Source organism: Streptomyces sp. NBC_00872 (genome assembly GCF_045161915.1).
In the GTDB taxonomy this organism is placed as follows: domain Bacteria; phylum Actinomycetota; class Actinomycetes; order Streptomycetales; family Streptomycetaceae; genus Streptomyces.
In genome coordinates, this window is record NZ_CP108806.1 from 3,905,530 (window position 1) to 3,930,309 (window position 24,780).

21 protein-coding genes are annotated in these 24,780 nt (G+C 70.1%); 4 read left to right on the top strand and 17 right to left on the bottom strand.

What is annotated here, in order from left to right; genetic code table 11:
- Nucleotides 1-51: 51 nt before the first annotated feature.
- Nucleotides 52-1,824 (bottom strand): lysine--tRNA ligase, encoded by a 1,773-nt coding sequence (gene lysS, locus OG214_RS16685; RefSeq protein ID WP_405985168.1) that lies wholly within the window; start codon nucleotides 1,822-1,824, stop codon nucleotides 52-54.
- A gap of 141 nt (nucleotides 1,825-1,965) precedes the next feature.
- Between lysS and argS the strand changes: the two genes are divergently transcribed.
- Nucleotides 1,966-3,819, top strand: coding sequence for an arginine--tRNA ligase (argS, locus tag OG214_RS16690; protein ID WP_405985169.1), 1,854 nt, complete (start codon nucleotides 1,966-1,968; stop codon nucleotides 3,817-3,819).
- 52 nt (nucleotides 3,820-3,871) lie between these two features.
- Here the strand turns inward: argS and OG214_RS16695 are convergent, their stop codons facing one another.
- The 9 genes from OG214_RS16695 to OG214_RS16735 form a co-directional block, all read right to left on the bottom strand.
- The gene (locus tag OG214_RS16695) at nucleotides 3,872-5,272 is read right to left on the bottom strand and encodes a helix-turn-helix domain-containing protein (RefSeq protein ID WP_405985170.1); all 1,401 of its coding nucleotides are present in this window, start codon (nucleotides 5,270-5,272) and stop codon (nucleotides 3,872-3,874) included.
- A gap of 192 nt (nucleotides 5,273-5,464) precedes the next feature.
- Complete coding sequence (locus tag OG214_RS16700; protein WP_405985171.1) at nucleotides 5,465-6,640, bottom strand: hypothetical protein; 1,176 nt, start codon at nucleotides 6,638-6,640, stop codon at nucleotides 5,465-5,467.
- 69 nt (nucleotides 6,641-6,709) lie between these two features.
- The gene (locus tag OG214_RS16705) at nucleotides 6,710-7,654 is read right to left on the bottom strand and encodes an STM4015 family protein (RefSeq protein WP_363084444.1); all 945 of its coding nucleotides are present in this window, start codon (nucleotides 7,652-7,654) and stop codon (nucleotides 6,710-6,712) included.
- A gap of 94 nt (nucleotides 7,655-7,748) precedes the next feature.
- Nucleotides 7,749-8,738, bottom strand: coding sequence for a porphobilinogen synthase (gene hemB, locus OG214_RS16710; RefSeq protein WP_363084442.1), 990 nt, complete (start codon nucleotides 8,736-8,738; stop codon nucleotides 7,749-7,751).
- Nucleotides 8,739-8,944: 206 nt separating this feature from the next.
- Complete coding sequence (locus OG214_RS16715; RefSeq protein ID WP_365904589.1) at nucleotides 8,945-10,606, bottom strand: bifunctional uroporphyrinogen-III C-methyltransferase/uroporphyrinogen-III synthase; 1,662 nt, start codon at nucleotides 10,604-10,606, stop codon at nucleotides 8,945-8,947.
- Nucleotides 10,603-11,580, bottom strand: coding sequence for a hydroxymethylbilane synthase (hemC, locus tag OG214_RS16720; protein ID WP_405985172.1), 978 nt, complete (start codon nucleotides 11,578-11,580; stop codon nucleotides 10,603-10,605). The genes OG214_RS16715 and hemC overlap by 4 nt, the downstream gene beginning before the upstream one ends.
- Nucleotides 11,577-12,932 carry a glutamyl-tRNA reductase gene (locus tag OG214_RS16725; protein ID WP_405985173.1) on the bottom strand — a complete coding sequence of 452 codons (1,356 nt, stop codon included), beginning with the start codon at nucleotides 12,930-12,932 and terminating at the stop codon, nucleotides 11,577-11,579. Before OG214_RS16725 ends, hemC begins: the two co-directional genes overlap by 4 nt.
- The gene (locus OG214_RS16730) at nucleotides 12,929-13,720 is read right to left on the bottom strand and encodes a redox-sensing transcriptional repressor Rex (protein ID WP_363083258.1); all 792 of its coding nucleotides are present in this window, start codon (nucleotides 13,718-13,720) and stop codon (nucleotides 12,929-12,931) included. The genes OG214_RS16725 and OG214_RS16730 overlap by 4 nt, the downstream gene beginning before the upstream one ends.
- A gap of 365 nt (nucleotides 13,721-14,085) precedes the next feature.
- Nucleotides 14,086-14,388, bottom strand: coding sequence for a glutaredoxin family protein (locus OG214_RS16735; protein ID WP_382861327.1), 303 nt, complete (start codon nucleotides 14,386-14,388; stop codon nucleotides 14,086-14,088).
- Nucleotides 14,389-14,539: 151 nt separating this feature from the next.
- Here OG214_RS16735 and OG214_RS16740 point away from each other — a divergent pair, with 151 nt between their 5' ends.
- From OG214_RS16740 to OG214_RS16750, 3 genes are all read left to right on the top strand, one after another.
- Nucleotides 14,540-15,499 (top strand): HAD-IB family hydrolase, encoded by a 960-nt coding sequence (locus OG214_RS16740; RefSeq protein ID WP_363083256.1) that lies wholly within the window; start codon nucleotides 14,540-14,542, stop codon nucleotides 15,497-15,499.
- 463 nt (nucleotides 15,500-15,962) lie between these two features.
- The gene (locus tag OG214_RS16745) at nucleotides 15,963-16,757 is read left to right on the top strand and encodes an ECF subfamily RNA polymerase sigma factor, BldN family (protein WP_363083255.1); all 795 of its coding nucleotides are present in this window, start codon (nucleotides 15,963-15,965) and stop codon (nucleotides 16,755-16,757) included.
- Nucleotides 16,758-17,073: 316 nt separating this feature from the next.
- Nucleotides 17,074-18,297 (top strand): DUF5667 domain-containing protein, encoded by a 1,224-nt coding sequence (locus tag OG214_RS16750; protein WP_363083254.1) that lies wholly within the window; start codon nucleotides 17,074-17,076, stop codon nucleotides 18,295-18,297.
- 151 nt (nucleotides 18,298-18,448) lie between these two features.
- Here OG214_RS16750 and OG214_RS16755 read toward each other — a convergent pair whose 3' ends face one another.
- The 7 genes from OG214_RS16755 to OG214_RS16785 form a co-directional block, all read right to left on the bottom strand.
- Nucleotides 18,449-19,630, bottom strand: a complete 1,182-nt coding sequence (locus OG214_RS16755) for a lysophospholipid acyltransferase family protein (RefSeq protein WP_405985174.1) — start codon at nucleotides 19,628-19,630, stop codon at nucleotides 18,449-18,451.
- 1 nt (nucleotide 19,631) lies between these two features.
- Nucleotides 19,632-20,669, bottom strand: coding sequence for an NAD-dependent epimerase/dehydratase family protein (locus OG214_RS16760; RefSeq protein ID WP_363083252.1), 1,038 nt, complete (start codon nucleotides 20,667-20,669; stop codon nucleotides 19,632-19,634).
- Between the two features lie 163 nt (nucleotides 20,670-20,832).
- Nucleotides 20,833-20,931 carry a 30S ribosomal protein bS22 gene (locus OG214_RS16765; protein ID WP_003948845.1) on the bottom strand — a complete coding sequence of 33 codons (99 nt, stop codon included), beginning with the start codon at nucleotides 20,929-20,931 and terminating at the stop codon, nucleotides 20,833-20,835.
- A 110-nt stretch (nucleotides 20,932-21,041) separates the two neighbouring features.
- Nucleotides 21,042-21,254, bottom strand: a complete 213-nt coding sequence (locus OG214_RS16770; RefSeq protein ID WP_014046653.1) for a helix-turn-helix domain-containing protein — start codon at nucleotides 21,252-21,254, stop codon at nucleotides 21,042-21,044.
- Nucleotides 21,255-21,381: 127 nt separating this feature from the next.
- Complete coding sequence (locus OG214_RS16775; RefSeq protein ID WP_405985175.1) at nucleotides 21,382-22,197, bottom strand: phosphatase; 816 nt, start codon at nucleotides 22,195-22,197, stop codon at nucleotides 21,382-21,384.
- Between the two features lie 128 nt (nucleotides 22,198-22,325).
- A complete protein-coding gene (locus tag OG214_RS16780) occupies nucleotides 22,326-23,498 on the bottom strand; it encodes an acetoin utilization protein AcuC (protein ID WP_363083250.1) in 1,173 nt (390 codons plus the stop codon).
- On the bottom strand, nucleotides 23,467-24,705 hold the full coding sequence (locus OG214_RS16785) for an MFS transporter (protein WP_405985176.1): 1,239 nt from the start codon (nucleotides 24,703-24,705) through the stop codon (nucleotides 23,467-23,469). The genes OG214_RS16780 and OG214_RS16785 overlap by 32 nt, the downstream gene beginning before the upstream one ends.
- Between the last annotated feature and the right edge of the window lie 75 nt (nucleotides 24,706-24,780).

Genomic DNA, 24,780 nt, shown 5'->3' on the forward strand with positions numbered 1-24,780 from the left:
TCCGGGCTCCGGGCTCCGGGCTCCGGGCTCAAAACTCCGGGGCCCAAGGGCTCAGGCGCCCAGCAGCTTCCGTACCCGGTCCGCCCCCACCGCCAGCAGCAGCGTGGGCAGCCGCGGCCCGGTGTCCCGGCCCACCAGCAGCCGGTACAGCAGCGCGAAGAACGACCGCTGCGCGACCTTCAGCTCCGCCGTCGGCTTGGCGTCCGGCGCCAGGCCCGCCAGCACCTTCGGCACTCCGTAGACGAGCGTGGTCAGCCCGTCCAGCGACCAGTGGTCGTCCAGGCCCTCCAGCAGCAGCCGCAGCGACTCCCGGGCCTGCTCGTCCAGCGAGTCCAGCAGCTCGTGGTCCGGCTCGGAGCGCACGATCGTCCGCGCCTCGGCCGGCACCTGGCTGGTGATCCAGTTCTCGGCGCGGTCGAGCCGGGGACGCACCTCCTCCAGCGAGGTCAGCGGACGGGCCGGGTCGAGCTCGCTCAGGATCCGCAGGGTCTGCTCCTCGGCACCGGCCGTGATGTCCACGACCGAGGCCAGCGTGCGGTACGGCAGCGGGCGCGGCGTACTCGGCAGCGGGCCGGCGGCCGTACCCGTGGCACGCGCGTACGCCGCGGCGTCGGCGGGCAGTACGGACCCGTCCGCGACCTTGCGCTCCAGCGCGTCCCACTCGTCGTACAGCCGCTGGATCTCCTGATCGAAGGCGATCTTGAACGACTGGTTGGGCCTGCGCCGCGCGTAGAGCCAGCGCAGCAGCGGCGCCTCCATGATCTTCAGCGCGTCGGCCGGGGTCGGCACCCCGCCCTTGCTGGACGACATCTTCGCCATCCCGGAGATCCCGACGAAGGCGTACATCGGGCCGATCGGCTGCACCCCGTCGAAGATCTCGCGCACGATCTGCCCGCCGACGACGAACGAGGACCCCGGCGAGGAGTGGTCGACGCCGGACGGCTCGAAGATCACGCCCTCGTAGGCCCAGCGCATCGGCCAGTCGACCTTCCAGACCAGCTTGCCGCGGTCGAACTCGCTCAGCCGCACGGTCTCGGAGAAGCCGCACTCCGCGCAGGTGTACGCCAGCTCCGTCGTCTCGTCGTCGTACGAGGTGACGGTGGTCAGGTCCTTGCCGCAGCCGCCGCAGTACGGCTTGTACGGGAAGTAGCCCGCGGAGCCCCCGCTGCCGTCGTCCTCGGCCGCCGCGCCCGAACCCTCGGCGGCCTCCAGCTCGGCCTCCTCAGGCTTCTTCTGCCCCTGCTTCTGGCCCGGTGTCTGGCCCTGCTTCTGGCCCTGGGGGAGCTGCGAGGGCTTGTCCTTCGTCCGGTAGCGGTCGAGGATCGCGTCGATGTCCGCGCGATGCCTCATCGCGTGCAGGATCTGCGCGCGGTACACCCCCGAGGTGTACTGCTCGGTCTGGCTGATGCCGTCGTACTCGACGCCCAGCTCGGCCAGCGCCTCGGTCATCGCCGCCTTGAAGTGCTCGGCCCAGTTCGGGTACGCCGACCCCGCGGGTGCGGGCACGGACGTCAGCGGCCTGCCGATGTGCTCGGCCCAGGACGGGTCCGTACCGGGAACACCGGCCGGGACCTTGCGATAGCGGTCGTAGTCGTCCCAGGAGATCAGATGCCTGACCTCGTAACCGCGCCTGCGGATCTCGTCCGCGACCAGGTGGGGAGTCATGACCTCCCGGAGATTCCCCAGATGGATGGGGCCGGAGGGGGAGAGTCCGGACGCGACGACGACCGGTTTGCCAGGCGCACGTCGCTCCGACTCGGCGATGACATCGTCCGCGAAACGGGAGACCCAGTCGATCTCGGTGCTCTGAGCCACGATCGGCACGTCCTTCTTCTTTCTCGTACGCCCAAACATTCCGGCGGCTGCCATTCTCCCAGGTCCCCCCGGGAGAGCGAAAATGGCTTGTAGCCCCATGGGATACTGGGCAGGACTTCCCTCCGTACCCGACAGGAACGGCACCAGCCCATGGCCTCGGTCACTTCCCTCGCTTCGACCGTCGATCAGCGCATCGCGGACGCCCTCTCGGCAGCTCTGCCGGAGGCCGGTCCCGCGAGCCCGCTGCTGCGCCGAAGCGACCGGGCCGATTTCCAGGCCAACGGTCTGCTGGCGCTCGCCAAGCGGCTCAAGGGCAATCCGCGCGAGCTGGCGACGCGGGTCGTCTCCGCGCTGACCGCCGAGGGGACCGCCCCTGACGTGATCAAGGAGGCCGAGGTCTCAGGACCCGGCTTCCTCAACATCACGATCACGGACCGGGCGATCATCGAGACCCTCGCGGCCCGCGCGGCGGACAGCCGGCTCGGTGTGCCGTACGCGGAGCGGCCCGGCACGACCGTGATCGACTACGCGCAGCCGAATGTGGCCAAGGAGATGCACGTAGGCCATCTGCGCTCGGCCGTGATCGGCGCGGCGATGGTCGAGATCCTGGAGTTCACCGGCGAGAAGGTGATCAGGCGCCACCACATCGGCGACTGGGGCACCCAGTTCGGCATGCTCATCCAGTATCTGATCGAGCACCCGCACGAGCTGGACCACAAGGGAGACCCGGACAGCCCGGACGGCACGGCGAGTTCCGACGGCACGGCGAGCGACGACGGCCCGGACGGCCCGGGGACGGCCGCCGCCATCGACGGCGAGACCGCGATGTCGAATCTGAACCGGCTCTACAAGGCCTCGCGCGTCCTCTTCGACTCCGACGAGGAGTTCAAGGCACGTTCCCGCGACCGGGTGGTGGCCCTCCAGGCGGGTGACGAGGAGACGCGGACCTTCTGGCAGCGCTTCGTGGACGAGTCGAAGATCTACTTCTACTCGGTCTTCGACAAGCTGGACATGGAGATCCACGACGCCGACGTGGTGGGCGAGTCCGGCTACAACCACATGCTGGAGGAGACCTGCCGCATCCTGGAGGAGACGGGCGTCGCCGTCCGCTCCGAGGGCGCGCTCTGCGTCTTCTTCGAGGACGTGAAGGGGCCCGACGGCAATCAGGTCCCGCTGATCGTCAAGAAGTCCAACGGCGGTTACGGCTACGCGGCCACGGACCTCTCCGCGATCCGCGACCGGGTGCGGAACCTGGACGCGACGTCATTGCTGTATGTCGTGGACGTGCGGCAGTCGCTGCACTTCAAGATGGTCTTCGAGACCGCTCGGCGGGCCGGCTGGCTGAACGACGAGGTGCGCGCCGTCCAGCTCGCGTTCGGCACGGTGCTCGGCAAGGACGGCAAGCCGTTCAAGACCCGTGAGGGCGAGACCGTACGGCTGGAGGACCTGCTGGACGAGGCGGTCGAGCGGGCGACGGCGGTCGTACGGGAGAAGGCCGAGAAGGCCGGACTCAGCGAGCGGGAGATCACCGAGAACGGCTGGTACGTCGGTATCGGCGCGGTGAAGTACGCGGACCTGTCGACATCGGCGGTACGGGACTACAAGTTCGACCTGGACCAGATGGTCTCGCTGAACGGCGACACGTCGGTCTACCTCCAGTACGCGTACGCCCGTATCAAGTCGATCCTCCGCAAGGCGGGCGACACCGAGCCCGCCGCCCGTCCGGAGCTGGCCCTGGCCCCGGCGGAGCGGGCGCTGGGTCTGCATGTGGACGAGTTCGGTGAGGTCCTGTCCGAGGTCGCGTCCTCGTACGAGCCGCACAAGCTGGCGGCGTATCTCTACCAGCTCGCGTCGCACTTCACCACGTTCTACGACCAGTGCCCGGTCCTGAAGGCGGACACCCCGGCCCAGGTCGAGAACCGTCTGTTCCTGTGCGACCTGACGGCCCGCACGCTCCAGCAGGGGCTCGCCCTGCTCGGCATCCGGGCCCCCGAGCGCCTCTAGACGCTGTTCCTGTGACGGGCCGACCGCCTGGCGGCGGTCGGCCCGTTGGGGCTCAGCCTGTGGCGGCCGTCAGCCACTCCGTACCGCCCGGCGGATATTCGTACGCGGGGCGTCCCGTCGCCCCGCTCGTACGGAACGGCCTGCCGCGGTCGTCCACCCGGAGCGTGCCGTGCCGTTCGCCGCTGGACCACTCCAGCTCCAGGTACCAGCTCACATCACGCGCGCTCGAACGGGCCGAGATGTACAGCACCTCGGGGTCCGACTCGCTGACCTTGTACGGGAAGTCCCGCTGCCCGGCCCTCGGTACGGAACTGGGCCTGCCCGCGTCCAGGTCGACGTCGAAGGACTTCGTGGAGACACCGCCCCCGCAGCCGACCCCCATGACGTAGTCGGTCCAGGCGAGCGGGGCCCCGCTCTTCACGACACGTACGTGCAGCGCCTGGAGCACGACCGTCTCGCTGCCGGTGCCCTGCACGGTGAGTTCGATGTACTGGCCCTCGCTCGCGACCCCGCCGAGCGCGTTGACCCAGCCGGGCGCGTCCTGCTCGGTGGGCGGCGGAGGGACCTCTGTCGGCGGGCGGTCGATGAGGTAGTGCTGACTGCACGGGTCCTCGAAGGCGTACGGGCGCGTGGACACCGTCACCGGCACCGCGCCGCCGGCCGCGTCCCGATCGGAGCCGGAGCCGGAGCCGGAGCCAGGGCCGGCCACGGGCGTCCGGCCGGAGCCGGGGGAGGACGACGGACTCGTGCCGCCCGAGCGGGACACGGAGGCGGTGGGGGAAAGCGACGCGGACGGCGACTTGGCCTCGGGTGAGGCGGAGTGCGGACCACTGCCCGCGCCCGCCGGCTTGCCGGGGTCGTCCGTCGCACCGGCGGTGACGGAATCGTCCCCCGACGCCAGTCCGGCCCGGCTTCCGAGGATCACCGCGGGAACGACGACCGCGACGACCGCGGCGGCGGCGAGAACGAGCCAGAGGCGTTTGATCCGCGGCCCGGTACGCGAGCCTCCTGGCCTGTCGATGACGGACGTGTCCCCGGTGAGTTCGGACTCGACGACCTCGGACTCAGCCGCAGGGGCCGCAGCGGGAGCCGGAGCCGGATCAGCGGCTGCGGCAGGGGCTGGAGGAGTCGCTGCGGCAGCGGCTGCGGCGGGAGCAGGATCAGGATCAACGGCGGGAACAGCCGTCGCGGCCAACCGCCCCCGCCGTCTGGCCTCGTCCGCCAGAATCCACCGCCGGTGCAGTTCGACGACTTCCTCGGCCCTTGCCCCGCACAGCCTCGCGAGCCGCTCGACGGAGGCGTATTCGGCGGGCACGGCATCGCCGTTGCAGTAGCGGTGCAGCGTGGACGTGCTCACATGGAGCTTCCCCGCGAGGACTCCGTAGCTCTGCCCCGAGCGGTCCTTCAGCTTCCTGAGCAGTTCCGCGAAAGCCTCGGCCTCGGTCGTCGCCACAGACTGTTCCCCCTCGATCTCCCCGCCGGTCCACCCCAGGAACACGTTCCAGAGACAGTTCGTTTCACCAGGTCAAAGTTTATGACAGACGTTCCGGTGTCCCCCATGCCCGGTGTCCCCCGTGCCCGGCGCCCTCATCCGGTGGCGTCCCTGACCGACCGAAGACCTGCGTGAACGGCGGCCGGGCCCCGATCAGGCCGCGACCTTGCCCCGCACCTCCGGGTAGTCCACCTCGTCCGGCAGCTGGTAGCCGAGGGCGGTCAGCCGCGACGCGACTTCCGCCGGGCTTCTCCCCGTCAGACTCGCGGAGCGCAGGACGTGTTCGAGGTGGACGTTGTCCAGGAACGAGCGGTCGACGGTCTCCAGCAGCCGGATGTCCGCCACGTCCGCGACCGCGGGCACCTTCGCGTTACCGTGCAGCCAGTGTCCCAGCGTGGCCAGTCTCTCGGTGATCTCCGCCGGGGTCCGTCCCGTCGCGAGGGACGCGCGCAGTATGTGCCGCAACTGCACCCCGACGGCACCGTTGACCGGCAACCAGGGCGCACGGCCGTCGAGTTCCTGGCTGAGGAGAAGGAGGTCGTCCTTCTCCTGGGTGTCGGGCAGGGGCGCGTCCGTCCGGCAGCCCAGTTCCGCCAGCCGGGCGACGACGGCGGCCTGCGGCCGGCCCGTCTCCCGTGCGACATCGAGGACATGCCCGCTCGGCACGGCGGAGTACGGGGACGGCCAGATCCTGTGGCCGGTCCCGTATCCGAGGATCCGCTCGTCCCCGGGTTCAGGGGTGTAGGGCAGCCGGAAGCCGAGCCCGATCAGACGGATGGCGGCCTGGTGCGGGCTGTACCCGAGCACCGCCGCCACGCTGAGCACATGGTGTGCGGGCACCTCATCGCCCCACTCCAGCCACTCCCCGTCGCCCCTGCCGTCCGTACGGATCAGCGCGAGGTCCCGGGTTTCCGGGGATTCGGGCAGCGGCCGGCCGGCCGGGACCGCGTAGCCGAAGGCGGTCAGCCGACGGGCGGCATCGGCGGGGCTCCGGCCCGCCCGCCCCGCCGCGGCGAGTATGTGCCGCAGCGACACGGGCTTGCCGAGTTCGAGCCACGACAGGTTGTACCCCTCCTCCTTGATCAGCAGAGCGTCGTCCCTGTCGGCCGTGAGAGGCAGCGGAGTGCCGGGAAGCTCGAAGTCGGCGTACCCCAGTGCGGTCAGCCTCGACACGATGGCGGCGGGAGCGCACCCCAACGTGCCCGCGGCGTACAGAACATGTCCGTACGGCACCCGCCGGTCGGGCTGCACCCAGGAGGTCTCACGGCCCACGTTCAGGCGGGTGATCCGGAGGTCCTCCGGATCCTGGGATTCAGGACTGTTCGACATCGTGGACCTTTCGGGACGGGTGCGGGCGCGGGTACGGAGGGCGTGTACGGCGAGGTTCAGGCGCGGCGGTCATTCGGCCACCGCGACATACCGGCCGCCGGTACCGAACTCCTCGTCGTCCTCCCATCCGTCGTCCTCCGCGTCCTTCCTTCCGTACAGGTTCACCCGGACCCCCGCGGGCTCCAGCGACGTCCATATCCGCAGCATCATGTCGTGGCTGAGGAAGTGGTGCGAGAGATCGAGTTCCTCGAGGTGGGTGAGCGGCTGCCCGTGCAGCAGCGCCTCCGCGCCCTCGTCGGAGAGCGTGCCCATGGACAGACTCAGCGAGGTGAGCCGCGGCACGACCGGGGCGGAGGCCACCGCGGCGGCCAACTCGTCCTGGATGGGGCTGTTCTGGAGGCCCAAGTGGCGCAGAGCGGGCTTGCCCTCACCCGCGAGGAGCGGGGCGAGCTGCTCGACGGTGGTGCCGCCGCCGTAGTCGTCCTCGCCCAGCCACAGCTCCAGCCGCTCCAGCGAGGGCAGATCGGCCGCGGCGATCTGCGCCGCCGCCTCGGGAGGCAGCCCACCGGACTCGACGCGCAGCGCCCGCAGCCCCGCGTGACCGGTCACGGGAAAGCCCAGCCCTTCCCCGCCACGGACGACGAGCTCCCGCAGACCGGGAAACGCGTCCAGGAGCGGCGCGAGATCCGACTGGTACATCGTGGAGATCATCTCTTCGTCGTCCTCCAGGTCGCTGAGGAAGAGCGCTTCGAGACCGGTCAGCCGGGAGCTCAGATCGATGAGCACCTCGTTGGACAGATAGTGCGCGCCATGGGCGAAGACCAGCGCCCGCACCTTCTCCAGCTCCACCGTGCTGATGAAACGGTCCCAATAGGCCTCGTAGTCCTCGTCGTTCACATACGGCCCGACGTAGAGACGCCAGGCGACGGAAGCGGCGTCGGGCAGCGCCGTGGCGGGTGTGTACGGCGGAACGGTCAGTACGGGTAATCCGTAGAAATGCTCGACGTGTTGCACGTAGGACAAGGGGCGCTCCCGAGGTTCTGGGGTCCGGCCCCGAGGTTCCGGGGTCCGGCATCGGTGCGCCCTGTTCTACCAGCAGCCTCCGACATCAGAGTTTCCGCGCGACCTCCGTCGCCCAGTACGTCAGGATCATGTTCGCGCCCGCGCGCTTGACGCCCGTCAGGGTCTCCAGGATCGCCGCGTCACGGTCGATCCAGCCCTTCTCCGCCGCCGCCTCGACCATCGCGTACTCACCGGAGATCTGGTACGCCGCGACCGGCACGTCCACCTCGGCGGCGATACGCGCCAGGACGTCCAGATACGGCAGGGCGGGCTTGACCATCACCATGTCGGCGCCCTCTTCGAGGTCGAGCGCCAGCTCGCGCAGGGACTCCCGGACATTGGCCGGGTCCTGCTGGTAGGTCTTGCGGTCGCCCTTGAGCGAGGAGCCCACGGCCTCACGGAAGGGACCGTAGAACGCGGAGGAGTACTTCGCCGTGTACGCGAGGATCGACACGTCCTCCTTGCCGATCGTGTCCAGGGCCTCGCGGACCACACCGATCTGGCCGTCCATCATGCCGCTGGGGCCGACGACATGGACGCCCGCGTCCGCCTGGACCTGCGCCATCTCGGCATACCGTTCGAGGGTCGCGTCGTTGTCGACACGGCCCTCCACGTCCAGCACACCGCAGTGGCCGTGGTCGGTGTACTCGTCCAGGCACAGGTCGGACATGACGATCAGCTCGTCGCCGGTCTCCGCCCTCACCGCGCGGATCGCTTCCTGGAGGATGCCCTCGGGGTCCGTGCCCGCCGTGCCCGCCGCGTCCTTCTTGGCGTCCTCGGGGACACCGAAGAGCATGATCCCGGAGACGCCCGCCGAGGCCGCCTCCACCGCCGCCTTGCGCAGGGTGTCCAGCGTGTGCTGGACGACACCGGGCATCGCGGCGATGGGGACGGGGCGGGCGATCCCCTCCCGTACGAAGGCGGGGAGGATGAGATCCGCCGGGTGCAGCCGGGTCTCCGCGACCATCCGCCGCATCACCGGGTTCACCCTCAGCCGCCGGGGCCGCGAGCCGGGGAAGGATCCGTACACAGTCATCGTCTGCCGCCTCTGGTGCCTCTCGGGTGATCCGCTTCGTCGGGGCCGGGCCGGAACCCGGAGCCGGGTCGGCACCCGGCCGGCCGTCGGACCACCTTCGACCATAGCTCCGGGTGCCCCACCGCCTTACCGACACCACGACCGGAAACACCGGTGGGGGGTCCGGCCGTCGGAACGGCCGGACCCCCCACTGGCTCGTACCGCCCTCAGGTCGTCGTACGCCGCCTGCGGCTCCCGGGCCTGCGCTCGCTCGGCCTGGTGACCGTCTCACCGGCCTCCCGCGCCGCCTCGCGGCGCTGCATGCCGAACGCGGCGAGCGCCTCGGCCAGCTTGTGCACCGACGGCTCCGGGGCGAGGACGTCGACCCGCAGACCGTGCTCCTCGGCGGTCTTCGCCGTCGCGGGGCCGATACACGCGATCACCGTCACATTGTGCGGCTTGCCCGCGATACCGACGAGGTTCCGTACGGTCGAGGACGAGGTGAAGAGCACGGCGTCGAAGCCGCCGCCCTTGATGGCCTCGCGGGTGTCGGCCGGCGGCGGCGAGGCGCGCACGGTGCGGTACGCCGTGACGTCGTCGACCTCCCAGCCCAGCTCGATCAGCCCGGCCACCAGCGTCTCGGTGGCGATATCGGCCCGTGGCAGGAACACCCGGTCGATCGGGTCGAACACCGGGTCGTACGGCGGCCAGTCCTCCAGCAGCCCGGCGGCGGACTGCTCGCCCGAGGGCACCAGGTCGGGCTTCACACCGAAGTCGACCAGCGCCGCGGCGGTCTGCTCGCCCACCGCCGCCACCTTGATCCCGGCGAACGCGCGCGCGTCGAGCCCGTACTCCTCGAACTTCTCCCGCACCGCCTTCACCGCGTTGACCGAGGTGAAGGCGATCCACTCGTAGCGGCCGGTGACCAGGCCCTTGACCGCCCGCTCCATCTGCTGGGGCGTGCGCGGCGGCTCGACCGCGATGGTCGGCACCTCGTGCGGGACCGCGCCGTACGACCTGAGCTGGTCGGAGAGCGACGCGGCCTGCTCCTTCGTGCGCGGCACGAGCACCTTCCAGCCGAACAGCGGCTTGGACTCGAACCACGCGAGCTGGTCGCGCTGCGCGGCGGCACTGCGCTCACCGACCACGGCTATGACGGGCTGGTGTCCCTCCGGGGACGGCAGCACCTTGGCCTGCTTGAGGGTCTGCGCGATGGTGCCGAGGGTGGCGGTCCAGGTGCGCTGGCGCGTGGTCGTACCGGCGACGGTGACGGTCATCGGGGTGTCGGGCTTGCGGCCCGCCGCGATCAGCTCACCCGCGGCGCCCGCGACCGACTCCAGGGTGGCGGAGACGACGACCGTGCCGTCGCTCGCGCCGACCTCGGTCCAGCAGCGGTCGCTGGCGGTCCTGGCGTCCACGAGCCGTACGTCCGTGCCCTGCGCGTCGCGCAGCGGCACCCCGGCGTACGCCGGAACACCGACCGCGGCGGCGATACCGGGCACGACCTCGAAGGGAATGCCGGCGGAGGCGCAGGCGAGCATCTCCGTGCCCGCGTCGCCGTCGAGCCCGGGGTCCCCGGTGACCGCACGGACGACCCGCTTTCCGCCCCGCGCGGCCTCCATGACAAGATTGGCCGCATCCCGGATCGGGGGAATTCCGGCGGCTGTTGACGCATCGTCGACAACCGTCAGTGCAGGGGTGCTCACTCCCGCCCTGGCATGGCTGCGTACCATTTCGAGCACATCAGGCTCGGCGATCAGTACATCCGCTCCCGAGAGCGCCTCCACGGCGCGGAGTGTCAGCAGACCCGGATCTCCGGGTCCCGCACCGAGGAAGGTGACGTGCCCCGATGCGGAGTAGGCCGAAAGGTCAGAGGTGGTGGGGCTCAATGTGCTCGCTCCCCCATAAGACCGGCCGCACCCTTGGCGAGCATCTCGGACGCGAGCTCGCGCCCGAGCGCGATGGCGTCGCCGAGCGACGTGGGTACGGGACCGGTGATGGACAACTGCACCAGCGTCGAGCCGTCGGTCGTGCCGACGACGCCGCGCAGGCGCATTTCGTTGACAACCTGTCCGTCGGCCAGCAGGTCGGCCAGCGCACCCACGGGTGCGCTACAGCCGGCCTCCAGGGCGGCGAGCAGGGATCGCTCGGCGGTCACGGCGACCCGGGTGTGCGGGTCGTCGAGTCCGGAGAGCAGGGCGGCGAGGTCCACGTTGACCGCGGCGCACTCGACGGCGAGGGCCCCCTGGCCGGGGGCGGGCAGGACGGTGTCGACCGGAAGGAAGTCGGTCACCTCGTCGATCCTGCCGATCCGCTGGAGTCCGGCGGCGGCGAGCACGACTGCGTCGAGTTCCCCACCGTGGACCTGACCGATCCGGGTGTCGATGTTCCCGCGGATCGGTACGGTCTCGATGGTGAGGCCGTGGCCGCGCGCGTACGCGTTGAGCTGGGCCGCACGGCGCGGCGAGCCCGTACCGACACGGGCACCCGAGGGGAGCCGCGCGAAGGTCAGCCCGTCCCGCGCGATCAGCACGTCCCTCGGGTCCTCGCGGCGCGGCACCGCGGCCAGCGTCAGCGCGTCGGGCTGGGCCGTCGGCAGGTCCTTGAGGGAGTGCACGGCCAGGTCGACCTCGCCGCTCAGCAGCGCGTCGCGCAGAGCGGTGGCGAAGACGCCCGTACCGCCGATCTGCGCGAGATTCCCGCGGGAGGTGTCGCCGTAGGTGGTGATCTCGACCAGCTCCACCGCCCGGCCGGACAGCTCGCGCACCGCGTCCGCCACCAGCGCGGACTGGGCCCTGGCGAGCTTGCTGCGCCTGGTTCCGAGTCTCAGGGCCTTCTCGGGCCTCAGTGCCTTCTCGGTCATACTCGCCCTCTGCCTACACCGTCGGTGTCATTCAGGTCGGCCCGGCTGACGGCGGCGACCGTCTGCGGGTCGAGGTCGAAGAGTTCACGCAGCGCGTCCGCGTACCCGGCGCCGCCGGGCTCACTGGCGAGCTGCTTGACCCGCACGGTGGGCGCGTGCAGGAGTTTGTCGACGACCCGGCGCACGGTCCTGGTGACCTCGGCGCGCTGTCTGTCGTCGAGATCGGGGAGCCTGCCTTCGAGGCGCGCGACCTCGCTGTTCACCACATCGGCGGCCATGGCGCGCAGCGCGACCACGGTCGGTGTGATGCGCGCGGCGCGCTGGGCGGCGCCGAAGGCGGCCACCTCGTCGGAGACGATGGTGCGGACCTGATCGACATCGGCGGCCATCGGGGCGTCGGCCGACGCCTCGGCCAGTGATTCGATGTCCACGAGCCTGACCCCGCCGAGACGGTGCACGGCGGCGTCGACATCGCGGGGCATGGCGAGATCGAGCAGCGCCAGTGGAGCCCTGCGCCCGTCCAGCGCGGCCTCGACGGCGTCGGCGGTCAGCACCACACCGGTCGAGCCGGTACAGGACACGACGACATCGGCACGTGTCACCTCGTCGGCGACGGCGCCCATGGCCACGGCGCGGGCGGTCACGCCCGTGCCTCCCGGCTGGTTGAGGATCTGTACGAGCCGGTCGGCGCGCGCGGCCGTACGGTTGGCGACGACGATCTCCTCGACACCGGCCCGTGCGAGGGTGGCGGCGGCCAGCGAGGACATCGAGCCCGCGCCGATCACCAGCGCGCGCTTGTCCTTGGCCCAGGCCTCCACGGCCCGGCCGGCGGCGAACTGCTCCAGACCGAAGGTGACGAGCGACTGCCCGGCCCGGTCGATACCGGTCTCGCTGTGGGCCCGCTTGCCGACCCGCAGCGCCTGCTGGAACAGGTCGTTCAGCAGCCGGCCCGCGGTGTGCAGCTCCTGTCCCAGCGCCAGCGCGTCCTTGATCTGACCGAGGATCTGGCCCTCGCCGACGACCATTGAGTCCAGACCGCAGGCCACCGAGAAGAGATGGTGGACGGCGCGGTCCTCGTAGTGCACATAGAGATAGGGAGTCAGCTCTTCCAGCCCGACCCCGCTGTGCTGGGCGAGCATCGTGGACAGCTCGGCGACTCCGGCGTGGAACTTGTCGACGTCGGCGTACAGCTCGATGCGGTTGCAGGTGACGAGGACGGCGGCCTCGGTCGCCGGCTCCGCGGCGAGCGCGTCCTGCAACAGCTTGACCTGCGTGCCGGTGGGGAGCGACACCCGCTCCAGCACACTCACCGGCGCGCTGCGATGGCTCAGTCCGACGACGAGAAGACTCATGCCGGCATCACCGCCGGAACGTCCCCGTCGGGTCCCTTGCGATGCGCGGCGCCGCCGTCCGCCGCGCCCTCGGTGATTCCCTCGCGCTCCGCCGCGGCGGCCAGGGCCGCTTCGGTCGCGGCCTCCTCGCCTGCCTTGCGCTGCTCGTGGAAGGCGAGGATCTGCAGCTCGATGGAGAGGTCGACCTTCCGTACGTCCACCCCGTCGGGAACGGAGAGCACGGTCGGCGCGAAGTTGAGGATCGAGGTCACCCCGGCGGCGACCAGCCGCTCGCAGACCTGCTGGGCGGCGCCCGCGGGGGTCGCGATCACCCCGATGGACACGCCGTTGTCGCTGATGATCCTCTCCAGCTCGTCCGAGTGCTGGACCGGCATTCCGGCGACCGGCTTGCCGGCCATCGTGGGGTCGGCGTCTATGAGCGCGGCGACCCGGAAGCCTCGGGAGGCGAACCCGCCGTAGTTGGCGAGCGCGGCGCCGAGATTGCCGATACCGACGATGACGACCGGCCAGTCCTGGGTGAGCCCCAGCTCACGGGAGATCTGGTAGACGAGGTACTCCACGTCGTACCCGACCCCCCTGGTCCCGTACGAGCCGAGGTAGGAGAAGTCCTTGCGCAGCTTGGCGGAGTTCACCCCGGCCGCGGTCGCGAGCTCCTCGGAGGAGACCGTGGGTACGGAACGCTCGGACAGAGCGGTCAGCGCCCGCAGATACAGCGGAAGCCTGGCGACGGTGGCCTCGGGGATTCCTCGGCTACGGGTCGCCGGTCGGTGAGTTCGGCCAGTTGCCACGGTGCTCCTGCGGGATGAGCGAGGCTGCAGGCGGTCGTATGTCCCAGGACCGCCCCGTCGAATGCAGGCTATGTCTTTGTGAACGCGTGCACAAAGATAGTGTCCGCTTTGTCCGAGCAAAGTGACCGGGGTCACGCATCCCGATCCGGCGACCCCGGAACCGGCGACCGCATCGACCCGTTGCACACACGAAGGGGCCAAAGCCGCACACACTCCTTACGAATAGGCCCCCGAGACCGCTCCCCGAACCCCTCCGGGACCGACCCCCGGACCTCCGGCGACAGCGTCCGCACCGCACCGCGACCCGGACCGCTCTCCCCTGAGGGAGCCCGGCAAAGCGCCCACGATGGTAACCGTCTTTTCAGTCAGGCCCCCAGTTCCCGGCGGAGCCGGTCGGCGTCCACCCGCCAGAAGGTGTGCTGCTCCCCGTCCACCAGCACCACCGGAATCTGCTCCCAGTAGGCGCGATGCAGCGCCTCGTCCTGCGTGATGTCCTTTTCCTCCCACGATGCTCCTGTCTCCGAGCACACCGTCTCGATGACCGCGCGCGCATCGTCACAGAGATGGCATCCCGGCTTCGAGACAAGTGTCACCACCCGCTCCTCGGCCTTCTTCTTCGTTTTCTCGTTCTTCGTGTTCCCGGCCGTACGCCGCAGCAGAGGACTCATGCGGTCCATTCTGCTCCCGAGCGGGATCCGAGGTGCCCGGTCATCCACAGGCGGCCCTTGATCCCCCGATTAACGCACCGGTCCCGCAGAGTTCACCCCATGGCATCCCCACCCGTCGGGCAGTTCCGAACAGACTGGCTATGCTCACGCTATGGCCGCACTGGGATGGCTCACCCCCCGTAGACGCTCCGCCACCGCCCGGAGCGTGCTCGCGGGCGAGGCCGCAGCCGAGGCAGGACTGAAGTCCACACAGGCACAGGACACCCTGGAGCCGCACGCCCCGGAGCCGCACAAGCCCCCGGCCTCCCGCGACGAGACACCGGAGTTCCCCGTCGTCGGGGACGCGCGCGCCGCAGCCTTCTTCGATCTCGACAACACCGTGATGCAGGGCGCCGCGCTCTTCCACTTCGGCCGCGGCCTCTACAAGAGGAAGTTCTTCCAGCGGCGGGAGCTGGCCCGGTTCGCCTGGCAGCAGACCTGGTTCAGACTGGCCGGGGTCGAGGACCCCGAGCATATGCAGGACGCCCGCGACAGCGCCCTGTCCATCGTCAAGGGCCACCGGGTCGCCGAGCTGATGTCCATCGGCGAGGAGATCTACGACGAGTACATGGCCGACCGCATCTGGCCCGGCACCCGCGCCCTCGCCCAGGCCCACCTCGACGCCGGCCAGCAGGTCTGGCTGGTCACCGCCGCGCCCGTCGAGACGGCGACGATCATCGCCCGCAGGCTCGGTCTGACCGGGGCCCTTGGCACCGTCGCCGAGTCGGTCGGCGGTATCTACACCGGCAAGCTCGTCGGCGAACCGCTTCACGGCCCGGCCAAGGCGGAGGCCGTCCGCGCCCTGGCCACCCGTGAGGGCTTCGACCTGGACCGCTGCGCGGCGTACAGCGACTCGCACAACGACATCCCGATGCTCTCGCTGGTCGGCCATCCGTACGCCATCAACCCGGACAGCAAGCTCCGCAAGCACGCCCGCCGGCTCGACTGGCGACTGCGCGACTACCGGACCGGCCGCAAGGCGGCCAAGGTCGGCATCCCCGCGGCAGCCGGGGTGGGCGCGCTCGCGGGCGGTACGGCCGCCGCGGTCGCCCTGCACCGCCGCCGCCGCTGAGCCCAGCCGGTCACCGCCGCTGAGCCCAGCCGCTCAGCGCCGCCGGTCACCGGCCCGCGCCTTCCTCGCACTCCGGCACGCCCGGCCGTCACCCGCCCGGCCGTCCCGCCGCCGTGCCGCCCCGCCGGCCCCGCGTACCCCCGGACCGCCCCCCGTACGCGGCCGATCCCGCCGTTCTACCCGCGCGGCCGGGCCGCCAGTCACCAGGTCGCCACTCAGGCACAACCCATCACGACACCAAACAGATCTTGACTCAATCTGATCAATAAACGGTCACGATGTGCTACTTGATACGCCGCCTAGGCGTCACGGAAGCGACGTAATCGATGATTTGAGCAACTGGGTGTAGCACTGCCTGTACGAAGCGTTATTCTCCTCAGACGCATACCGGACCCCACACGTCGCCACGACGAGTGAACGGTCCCGCACTGCACGTGATGGAAGCTCTGCCTCTGGGAGTCCCGTGTACCCACACGTCGGGGTTGACGCCTCGGGCCTGGCTACGCTGCGCGCAACGGTCCTCGACCACTTGCGCGGCTTCGTCCCCACCGCGTACGCCGTCCCCGCCCTCGCCGCCACGGCCCCTGCCGTGAGCGGCCCTATCGGTCCTTGTTATGCCCTGGCGAACGGCGGTGCGGCGGTCGGCAGACGGGGAAGCCGCGGCGGCACCGCCGCCTCGACCTCCGCACGCCGCCCCACCGCCGACAGCGACAGCGCCCGCATGATGGAACTCGTCGAGCGCGCCCAGGCCGGTGAGGCCGAGGCCTTCGGCCGGCTGTACGACCAGTACAGCGACACCGTCTACCGCTACATCTACTACCGCGTGGGCGGAAAGGCGACCGCGGAGGACCTCACCAGCGAGACGTTCCTGCGCGCCCTGCGCCGTATCTCCACCTTCACCTACCAGGGGCGCGATTTCGGCGCCTGGCTGGTCACCATCGCCCGCAACCTGGTCGCCGACCACTTCAAGTCGAGCCGTTTCCGGCTGGAAGTGACCACGGGCGAAATGCTCGACGCCAACGAGGTCGAGCGCAGCCCGGAGGACTCGGTCCTGGAGTCCCTCTCGAACGCGGCGCTGCTGGAAGCCGTACGGAAACTCAATCCGCAGCAGCAGGAGTGCGTCACCCTGCGCTTCCTCCAGGGCCTCTCGGTCGCGGAGACGGCCCGCGTGATGGGCAAGAACGAAGGAGCGATCAAGACATTGCAGTACCGAGCCGTCCGTACGCTGGCCCGGCTCCTCCCGGAAGACGCCCGCTGACCGCCGCCGTCCCTCCACGCGCTCGCCCGCCTCCCCCACCATCCCGATCCCGTAACCCCCACGTACACCCCCCTCGTACACCCTCCGTGCCTCTCACGACGGCCTCAACTCACCGTCGGTGACGCCTCGATGACGCACTGGTCGGATCATCCTTCGCGCGTAACCCAAGTGCCGCGCCGCTCGTTGTGCGGGTGCAGGCTCCCTGCGGTCACGCCATGCCCGCAGCCACTCACTCACTTGTGTGGATGTGCTCAAGGCGTGCAACCTTCCGGACCCCCAGGGGAGTCGATCGTCATGACGAGAGGAGGTGCCGCCAGTGATCGCGAACGTTTCGGCACACCGGCGGGCGAACGCCTTCGCCCAGGCCCTGGAAGACCAGACGGTCCAGGGCGCGGCGGCCGGACAACAGCCCGCCGAGTCGGCCGAACCGGCCGAACAGGGGCGGCTGTTGGCTCTGGCGAAGGGCCTCGGCGAATTGCCGAAACCCACGCTGGACCCCGAGGTCAAAGTGGTGCAGCGAGCCCAGCTCGTGGCAGCCATGGAGGCCATGCTGCTGGAGGGCACAGCCGGCGGCGGGGTGTCTCCGGGCCCTACGGTGCCCGAACAGCGGACCTCCGGCCGGGGCGCCCACCGGGCCTCCCGGCTCCGGAGACTGCGCCCCAGATCCCGCTGGTCCAAGGGCCTCGCGGCCGGCGGGCTCACGGTCGGCGTGGCAGCGGGCGCGTTCGGCGGGGTCGCGGCCGCCAGTTCCGACGCCCTGCCCGGTGATTCGCTGTACGGGCTGAAGCGCGGCATGGAGGACTTCAAGCTCAATCTGGCGGACGGCGAGTCCGACCGCGGCGAGCTGTACCTCGACCATGCCTCGACCCGGCTCAGCGAAGCCCGGCGGCTGATGGAGCGGGGCCGCTCCGGCCGGCTCGACCACGAATCCATGGCCGAGATCCGGCGCACCCTGAGCGGCATGAAGCACGACGCGTCGGAGGGCCACCGCCTGCTCCATCAGGCATACGAACGGGACGGCTCGCTCGGCCCGATCGCCACGCTCTCCTCGTTCTCGGCCTCGCACCGCAAGACCTGGAACGGACTGCGCGAACGGCTGCCCGTCCAGCTCACGGACGTCAGCGAGGAAGTGAGCTCGGTCTTCGACGCCATAGACGAAGAGGTCGCACCGCTCCAATCGCTGCTGCCCCGCGCCCCGGAGAAACACCAGGGCACCACCACCCATCCCGGCGCCACACAGGACTCCACCGGCACCGGCCGACCCGACCGCCCCTCACCCAGCTCACCGAGTACGAACGGAGGCGGCTCGCACCCCAGCGATCAGCCGCACCCGCCGGGCCGGCACTCGGAGAGCGAGTCCGAGGAAGGTCTGCTCGGCGGCAGTACGGGCGGACTGTTCGACCCTCCGCCGAACAGCGCCACCCCGTCGCCGTCCGAGAACCAGAACGGCGCCGAGCGTCCGGGGCCCGATGTCACCATCCCGCCCCTGCTGCCGGATCTGCTGCCAGGACTGGGCATCAGGGCCGAGGACGCGGAGTGATCCACGCGGCATGAGTCAGGCGCGGTGCTCCCCGAGGGAACACCGCGCCTGACATCCACCGCTACCGAGCCGTCTGCCCGTCAAAGCCCGTCAGGGCCCGTCGTCAAGCGTCAAGCCCGTCGAGCACGTCAGAAGATCGTCGCCGACCGCCTCAGAAGAACACCGAGCGCCGCTGCACCAGCAGCTTGTAGAGCGTGTGCTGGATCTGCTCGCGGACCTGATCCGTCAGATTGAACATCAGCATCGGATCCTCCGCCGCCTCCGGCGGATAGCCGTCCGTAGGAATCGGCTCGCCGAACTGGATCGTCCACTTCGTCGGCAGCGGCAGCAGCCCCAGCGGGCCCAGCCACGGAAACGTCGGCGTGACCGGGAAGTACGGGATGCCCAGCAGCCGCGCCAGCGTCCGCGCGTTGCCGATCATCGGATAGATCTCCTCCGCGCCCACGATCGAACAGGGCACGATCGGCACCCGCGCCCGCAGCGCCGTCGAGACGAATCCGCCGCGCCCGAAGCGCTGAAGCTTGTAGCGGTCACCGAACGGTTTCCCGATGCCCTTGAAGCCCTCCGGCATCACCCCGACGACCTCACCGCGCTGGAGCAGCCGCTCCGCGTCCTCCGCGCACGCCAGCGTGTGCCCCGCCTTCCGCGCCAGTTCGTTGAAGACGGGCAGCATAAAGACCAGATCGGCGGCGAGCAGCCGCAGATGCCGCTCCGCCGGATGGTTGTCATGGACGGCGACCTGCATCATCAGCCCGTCCAGCGGCAGCGTCCCGGAGTGGTTGGCCACCACGAGCGCCCCGCCGTCCGACGGGATGTTCTCGATGCCCTTCACCTCGACCCGGAAGTAGTTCTCGTAGAGCGGCCGGATCAGCGACATGAGGACGTGATCGGTGAGTTCCTTGTCGTAGCCGAACTCGTCGACCTCGTACTCCCCCGTGAGCCGTCGGCGCAGAAACGCCAGCCCACCCGCGATCCGCCGCTCCCAGTCGCCGCCGCCGTCCTGCTCCTGGAGCGCCTGGCCGACCGCGGCGGCCGCCGCCGCTGCCGCGGAGCCGGACAGTCCACCGGCCGAGCCGCCGTCGCCCTCGTCCCGCTCACCCTGCCCCGCCTCCGCCCCGGGCTCAGGAACAGGCTTCAGCGGACCCGTCGTACGCGCCGGACCCGAACCGTGCGCCGGACCCGGACCCGAACCCGGCTGCGCCGGACCGGAGCCCGGCCCGGCCCCCTGCGAGCGCTTCGCGGCGGCGTCCTTGGCGTGCTGCCGCCGGCCACCCGCGGAGCCACGCCTCGACCTCGGTTCATCACCGAAGGGGATGACCTTGGCATCAGCCATGTCAGGTGCGCTCCTTGCTGACGAGAGTGGAGAGCCGGTCGACGGTACGGGCCACAGCCTCGGGCGGCAGCAGCCCGGCGCCCCGGCTCCGGGCGAAGTCCGCGAAGGCCCCCGCGGTCGAGTACGTCGGGACAAAGCCCAGTGTCTCGCGCATCTGGTCCGTACTGACCACCCGGCCATGGGTCAGCAGCCTGATCTGCTCCGGCGAGAAATCCGTCATGCCGACCGTACGCAGCGCCGTGCCGACCCAGGTCACCGCGGGCAGGAGCACGGGCACCGTGGGCCGCCCCAGCCGCCGGGAACACTGCGACAGCAGCAGCACGCCCTCGCCGGCGACATTGAAGGTCCCGCTGTTGAGCGTGGAGCGCCGCGGCTCGTCCGCGGCGATCATCAGCACATCGATGACATCGTCCTCGTGGACGAACTGGAGCCGCGGGTCATAACCGAAAACCGTCGGCAGAACCGGCAGGGAGAAATACTCGGCGAGCGGAGAATCCGCCGCGGGCCCCAGGATGTTCGCGAAACGCAGTACGCAGACGGCCACATCGGGTCTGCGGCGCGCGAAGCCCCGGACATACCCCTCGACCTCCACCGCGTCCTTGGCGAAGCCGCCGCTCGGCAGCGACTTGGGCGGTGTGGTCTCGGTGAAAACCGCCGGATCGCGGGGCGCGGATCCGTACACACTCGTACTGGACTTGACGACGAGCCGTTTCACGGACGGCGACTTCTGACAGGCACCGAGAAGCTGCATCGTGCCGATGACATTGGTCTCCTTGACCGCGGCCCGGCCGCCCGTGCCCAGCGGAGTACCCGTCACATCCATATGCACGACCGTGTCCACGGCATGCTCGGCGAGCACCCGCGCGATGGCGGGCCGGCGGATATCGGCACGGACGAATTCCGCGTCGCCGAGCTGATGCGCGGGAGCGACGGCGTCCACGGCGATCACCCGGTCGACACCGGGGTCGCGTTGAACACGCCGTACGAAACGGCCGCCGAGCTGCCGGGCCGCTCCCGTCACGAGCACGACCTTGCCCACGATCAGCGCCTTCCACTGGAAAAAGTGTCCCTACGCGTCACCGTAGCTGGTCGTTATTGCGCGACGGTGACCGTACGACGCGTCGCACAGCACTTTTACCGACAAACACCGAGGCCCTCCCACCAGGTCGGTGGAAGGGCCGCGAATGCGCGAACAGCGCCGCTTACTTCTTGTTGCGACGCTGAACGCGGGTGCGCTTGAGCAGCTTGCGGTGCTTCTTCTTGGCCATCCGCTTGCGCCGCTTCTTGATAACAGAGCCCACGACTACCCTCGCTCACTTCTCTTCACTCGGTGCGGGGCGTCTGGGCCCACACGACCTACGTCGGCCTAGCCTACCCGTCGCCGAGTGAGGGACGTAATCCGAGGGACGCCCTAGGCGGACTCAACCCCCACAAAGGACTCGCGGAGATACTCGTGAACCGCTTGCTCCGGAACCCGGAATGACCTGCCCACCCGGATCGCCGGCAGATGACCGCTGTGCACCAAGCGGTACACGGTCATCTTCGACACTCGCATCACCGAGGCGACTTCCGCCACGGTAAGGAACTTGACCTCGTTGAGAGGCCTCTCGCTGCCAGCAGCCATGACCCACCTGTACCTTCCGCACCCGACGGCCACCGGCTTCCCCTCCGGTAACTCTTCGTCGCTGTGCGCTCACATCCAGACTAGGGGCGGGTGATGCGAGTGGGGAAGAGGAGCAGCCTTCGGCGGCCTACTGTGACAGACACGCTCGATTGAGTACATAGCGCGTCAGCGGCAGGTAGTGAGAAGGCCGCACGGTGTCGTCGAGTGGAACGGCTACGGACACGCGCCCCTCGGCCTCCCCCACGAACAGCGCGGGATCGTCCGTATCGGCGAGCCCGATGGCCTCAATGCCCAGCTGACCTGCTCCGCAGACCCATCCATGGTCTCCGACGACCAGCCCGGGAAGGGGCCCACCGGACTCCGCCAGACCCTCCAGAGCCACCCGGACCGGCAGCGGCGAGTGGGTATGTACGCCGGGCTCACGCCCTGCACATCGCACGCCGGGTTCCCGCACCAGCGCGACGCCCCGTACGTAGTCGAGATTGCACGTGCGTACGCCGAACCGGGTCGTTATGTCGATACATCGCCCCTGCGCCGGAGTGAGGACGAGACATCCCGCCGCCGACAAAGCGTCTGCCAGGCCCGCGTAGAAACCGAGCAACCGGTCCGGATGTCCCGTCCCGAGCAGTACCGGAGCCCCGTGCGCCGCGGCCACACGCAGCCGTTCGGCGAACGCGTCCAGCGCGCTCAGCGTCCGCTCCGGGTCGATCACATCAGTGCCCGTCACCTGACCGGGATCGCTCGAAACCCCGCACCTGTCGGCCATGAGACCGAGCAATTCCCGCTCATCCCATGCCCGTTCGGGATCGAGTCCGAGCATGACCCGTGGATCGCGGGCGGCGAAGAGACGGTAGCTGCGCAGACTGTCCTCGCGCGAGGTGGCCACGGGACCGGCCAGCCTGGCCGCCAGCAGATGCGCCCGCAGCGCTCCGGTGCTCAACACCCTGCCGATACTTCCGCCTCAGGCACCTGCCCGGGGCGGGAACCCCGCATTCACCGCACAGTTGGCGTAACGGACATGACGTGACGGACGGCCGACCGGACAGACGACCGGACGGATGACCGAAGCCCTCAGGCCAGCAGCCCCCGCAGCGGGAAGACCGCCTTCCGTGTCGCCAGGATCGACTGGTCCAGCCGGTCGGCCGGATCGTACCCGGCCTCCCACGGCTGCCAGCTCGGTGTCCGCCCGTCCGTCATCCGCCCCGGCCCCAACTGCCGTGTCCGCGCGTACACCTCGTTCTTCCAGGACTCCGGCACCACCGACTCCGGTTCGACCGGCGCGTGTCCCGCGATCCCCACGAGATGGGTCCAGGACCGCGGCACCACATCAACCACCGCGTAACCGCCGCCGCCGAGCGCGACCCACCGCCCGCCGTCGACATACTCGTGTGCCAGCTCATGGCAGGACGCCTGTACCGCACGCTGCGCGTCGAGCGACACCGCGAGATGCGCCAGCGGATCGTCGAAGTGCGTGTCCGCGCCATGCTGCGTCACCAGCGCCTCCGGCCGGAAGTCCGCCAGCAGCTCGGGCACCACCGAATGGAACGCCCGCAGCCAGCCCTCGTCCCCCGTCCCCGCCGGCAGCGCCACATTCACCGCACTGCCCTCACCCGCACCGCCGCCGGTCTCCTCCGGCCAGCCCGTCTGCGGAAAGAGCGTTCGCGGATGCTCATGCAGCGAGATCGTCAGCACACGCGGGTCCTCCCAGAACGCCGCCTGGACACCGTCCCCGTGGTGCACATCCACATCGATGTACGCGACACGCTCCGCGCCCAGCTCCAGCAGCCGGGCGACCGCCAGCGCCGCGTCGTTGTAGATGCAGAAGCCGGACGCCGCCCCCGGCATCGCGTGGTGCAGCCCACCGGCGAAGTTCACGGCGTGCGCGGCCTCCCCGCTCCACACCGCCTCCGCCGCACCGACCGACAGCCCGGCGATCAGCGCCGACGCCTCGTGCATCCCCGCGAAGGCCGGATCGTCCATCGTGCCGAGGCCGTACGACCCGTCGGCGGCACGCGGATCCAGCGAGACCCGCCGCACGGCGTCCACGTACTCCTGCTGGTGGACGAGCCGCAGGGTCGAGTCCCCGGCCACGGGCGCGGTCCTCACCTCCACCGCTCTGTCGAGCTCATACGCCCGTACCAACCCCATGGTCAGGGAGAGCCGTACCGGATCCATCGGATGGCTGGACCCGAAGTCGTATCCCGTAACCGCGTCATCCCACATCAGCCGTGCGCGACCGCTCATGCCCGCCACCGTATCGGGCCGGATCCGTCCCGAACGAGCGGGCGTACACCAGAGTCACCAGAACCATGACCATCGGTACGAGCATCGCGCCGCGGTAGTTCCATAGGTCCCCGAGCGCTCCCACCAGCGGCGATCCGATCAGAAAGCCCACGTAGTTGAAGACATTGAGCCGCGCGACGGCGGCATCGCTGGAGGCGGGAAACAGTCGTCCCGCCGCCGCGAACGTCTGCGGCACGATCACACACAGCCCGAGCCCCAGCATCGTGAACCCGAGGATGCCGATCCACGCGCCGGAAGCCAGCGCCACCACCGCGAACCCCACCCCCGCCAGCAGAGTCCCGCACCGCACGACGGCCACCGGCCCGAACCGCCGCACCCCCAGGTCCCCCACCGCACGCCCCAGCAGTGTGGTGACCATATAGGCGTTGTACGGAACGGTCGCCAGCTCCTCCGAACTACCCAGCACGTCCTGGAGATACTTCGCGCTCCAGTTCGACACCGTGGAGTCGCCGATATACGCGAAGGACATCACCAGACAGAGCGGCAGCAGCAGCTTGAAGACCACGGGTCCCGCGACAGGAGCGGGATCCCCGTCGGCAGCCGGGTCCCGGCTGTCGACCGGATCCCGGTCGGTGTCCGCGTACCAACGGCTTCCGAGCAGGGCGGCCGGCAACAGTACGGCCACCGCCGGCAGATACGACACCAGCAACGAAAGATCCCAGTGGGCGCCGGCCCAGGCCAGCGAGGCCCCGGCGATACCGCCCAGGCTGTACACGGCATGGAAACCGAGCATGATGCTGCGCCCGTAGGCGCGTTGCAGGCTGACGCCGAGCATGTTCATGGACGCGTCCAGCGCACCGACCGCGAGCCCGAACGCCGCCAGGGCCAGGGCGAGCTGCCAGACCGCGTCACCGGCTCCGACGCCGAGCAGCGCCAGCAGTACGACGGGCTGAGCCCAGCGCAGTACCACCCTCGGCCGTACCCGGGCGACCAGCTTCTCGGTGGCGACACTGCCGACGCCGGCGAGGACGGGAACAGCGGCGAGAAAGGCGGGGAGGAGCCCGTCGGACACCCCGTACCGGTCCTGGATGGCGGGGATACGTGTCACGAGGAGTGCGAAGGTCACCCCCTGGACGAAGAAACTCAGCGCCAGGGAGACACGTCCGTGCCGCAGTCGAGCGTCCGTCGCGTCCGCCGCATCTGTCATGGCCGGACAGCGTAGGGCGATCCGCTACCTATGGGTAGATGGATCACACAACGGATCGCGTAACGGATCAGGCAG

Excerpts from the sequence above, each read along its gene's own strand:
- argS (WP_405985169.1), top strand. The coding sequence starts at position 1,966 with ATGGCCTCGGTCACTTCCCTCGCTTCGACCGTCGATCAGCGCATCGCG.
- OG214_RS16700 (WP_405985171.1), bottom strand. The coding sequence starts at position 6,640 with ATGTCGAACAGTCCTGAATCCCAGGATCCGGAGGACCTCCGGATCACC.
- hemB (WP_363084442.1), bottom strand. The coding sequence starts at position 8,738 with ATGACTGTGTACGGATCCTTCCCCGGCTCGCGGCCCCGGCGGCTGAGG.
- hemC (WP_405985172.1), bottom strand. The coding sequence starts at position 11,580 with ATGACCGAGAAGGCACTGAGGCCCGAGAAGGCCCTGAGACTCGGAACC.
- OG214_RS16725 (WP_405985173.1), bottom strand. The coding sequence starts at position 12,932 with ATGAGTCTTCTCGTCGTCGGACTGAGCCATCGCAGCGCGCCGGTGAGT.
- OG214_RS16735 (WP_382861327.1), bottom strand. The coding sequence starts at position 14,388 with ATGAGTCCTCTGCTGCGGCGTACGGCCGGGAACACGAAGAACGAGAAA.
- OG214_RS16740 (WP_363083256.1), top strand. The coding sequence starts at position 14,540 with ATGGCCGCACTGGGATGGCTCACCCCCCGTAGACGCTCCGCCACCGCC.
- OG214_RS16755 (WP_405985174.1), bottom strand. The coding sequence starts at position 19,630 with ATGGCTGATGCCAAGGTCATCCCCTTCGGTGATGAACCGAGGTCGAGG.
- OG214_RS16770 (WP_014046653.1), bottom strand. The coding sequence starts at position 21,254 with ATGGCTGCTGGCAGCGAGAGGCCTCTCAACGAGGTCAAGTTCCTTACC.
- OG214_RS16780 (WP_363083250.1), bottom strand. The coding sequence starts at position 23,498 with ATGAGCGGTCGCGCACGGCTGATGTGGGATGACGCGGTTACGGGATAC.
- OG214_RS16785 (WP_405985176.1), bottom strand. The coding sequence starts at position 24,705 with ATGACAGATGCGGCGGACGCGACGGACGCTCGACTGCGGCACGGACGT.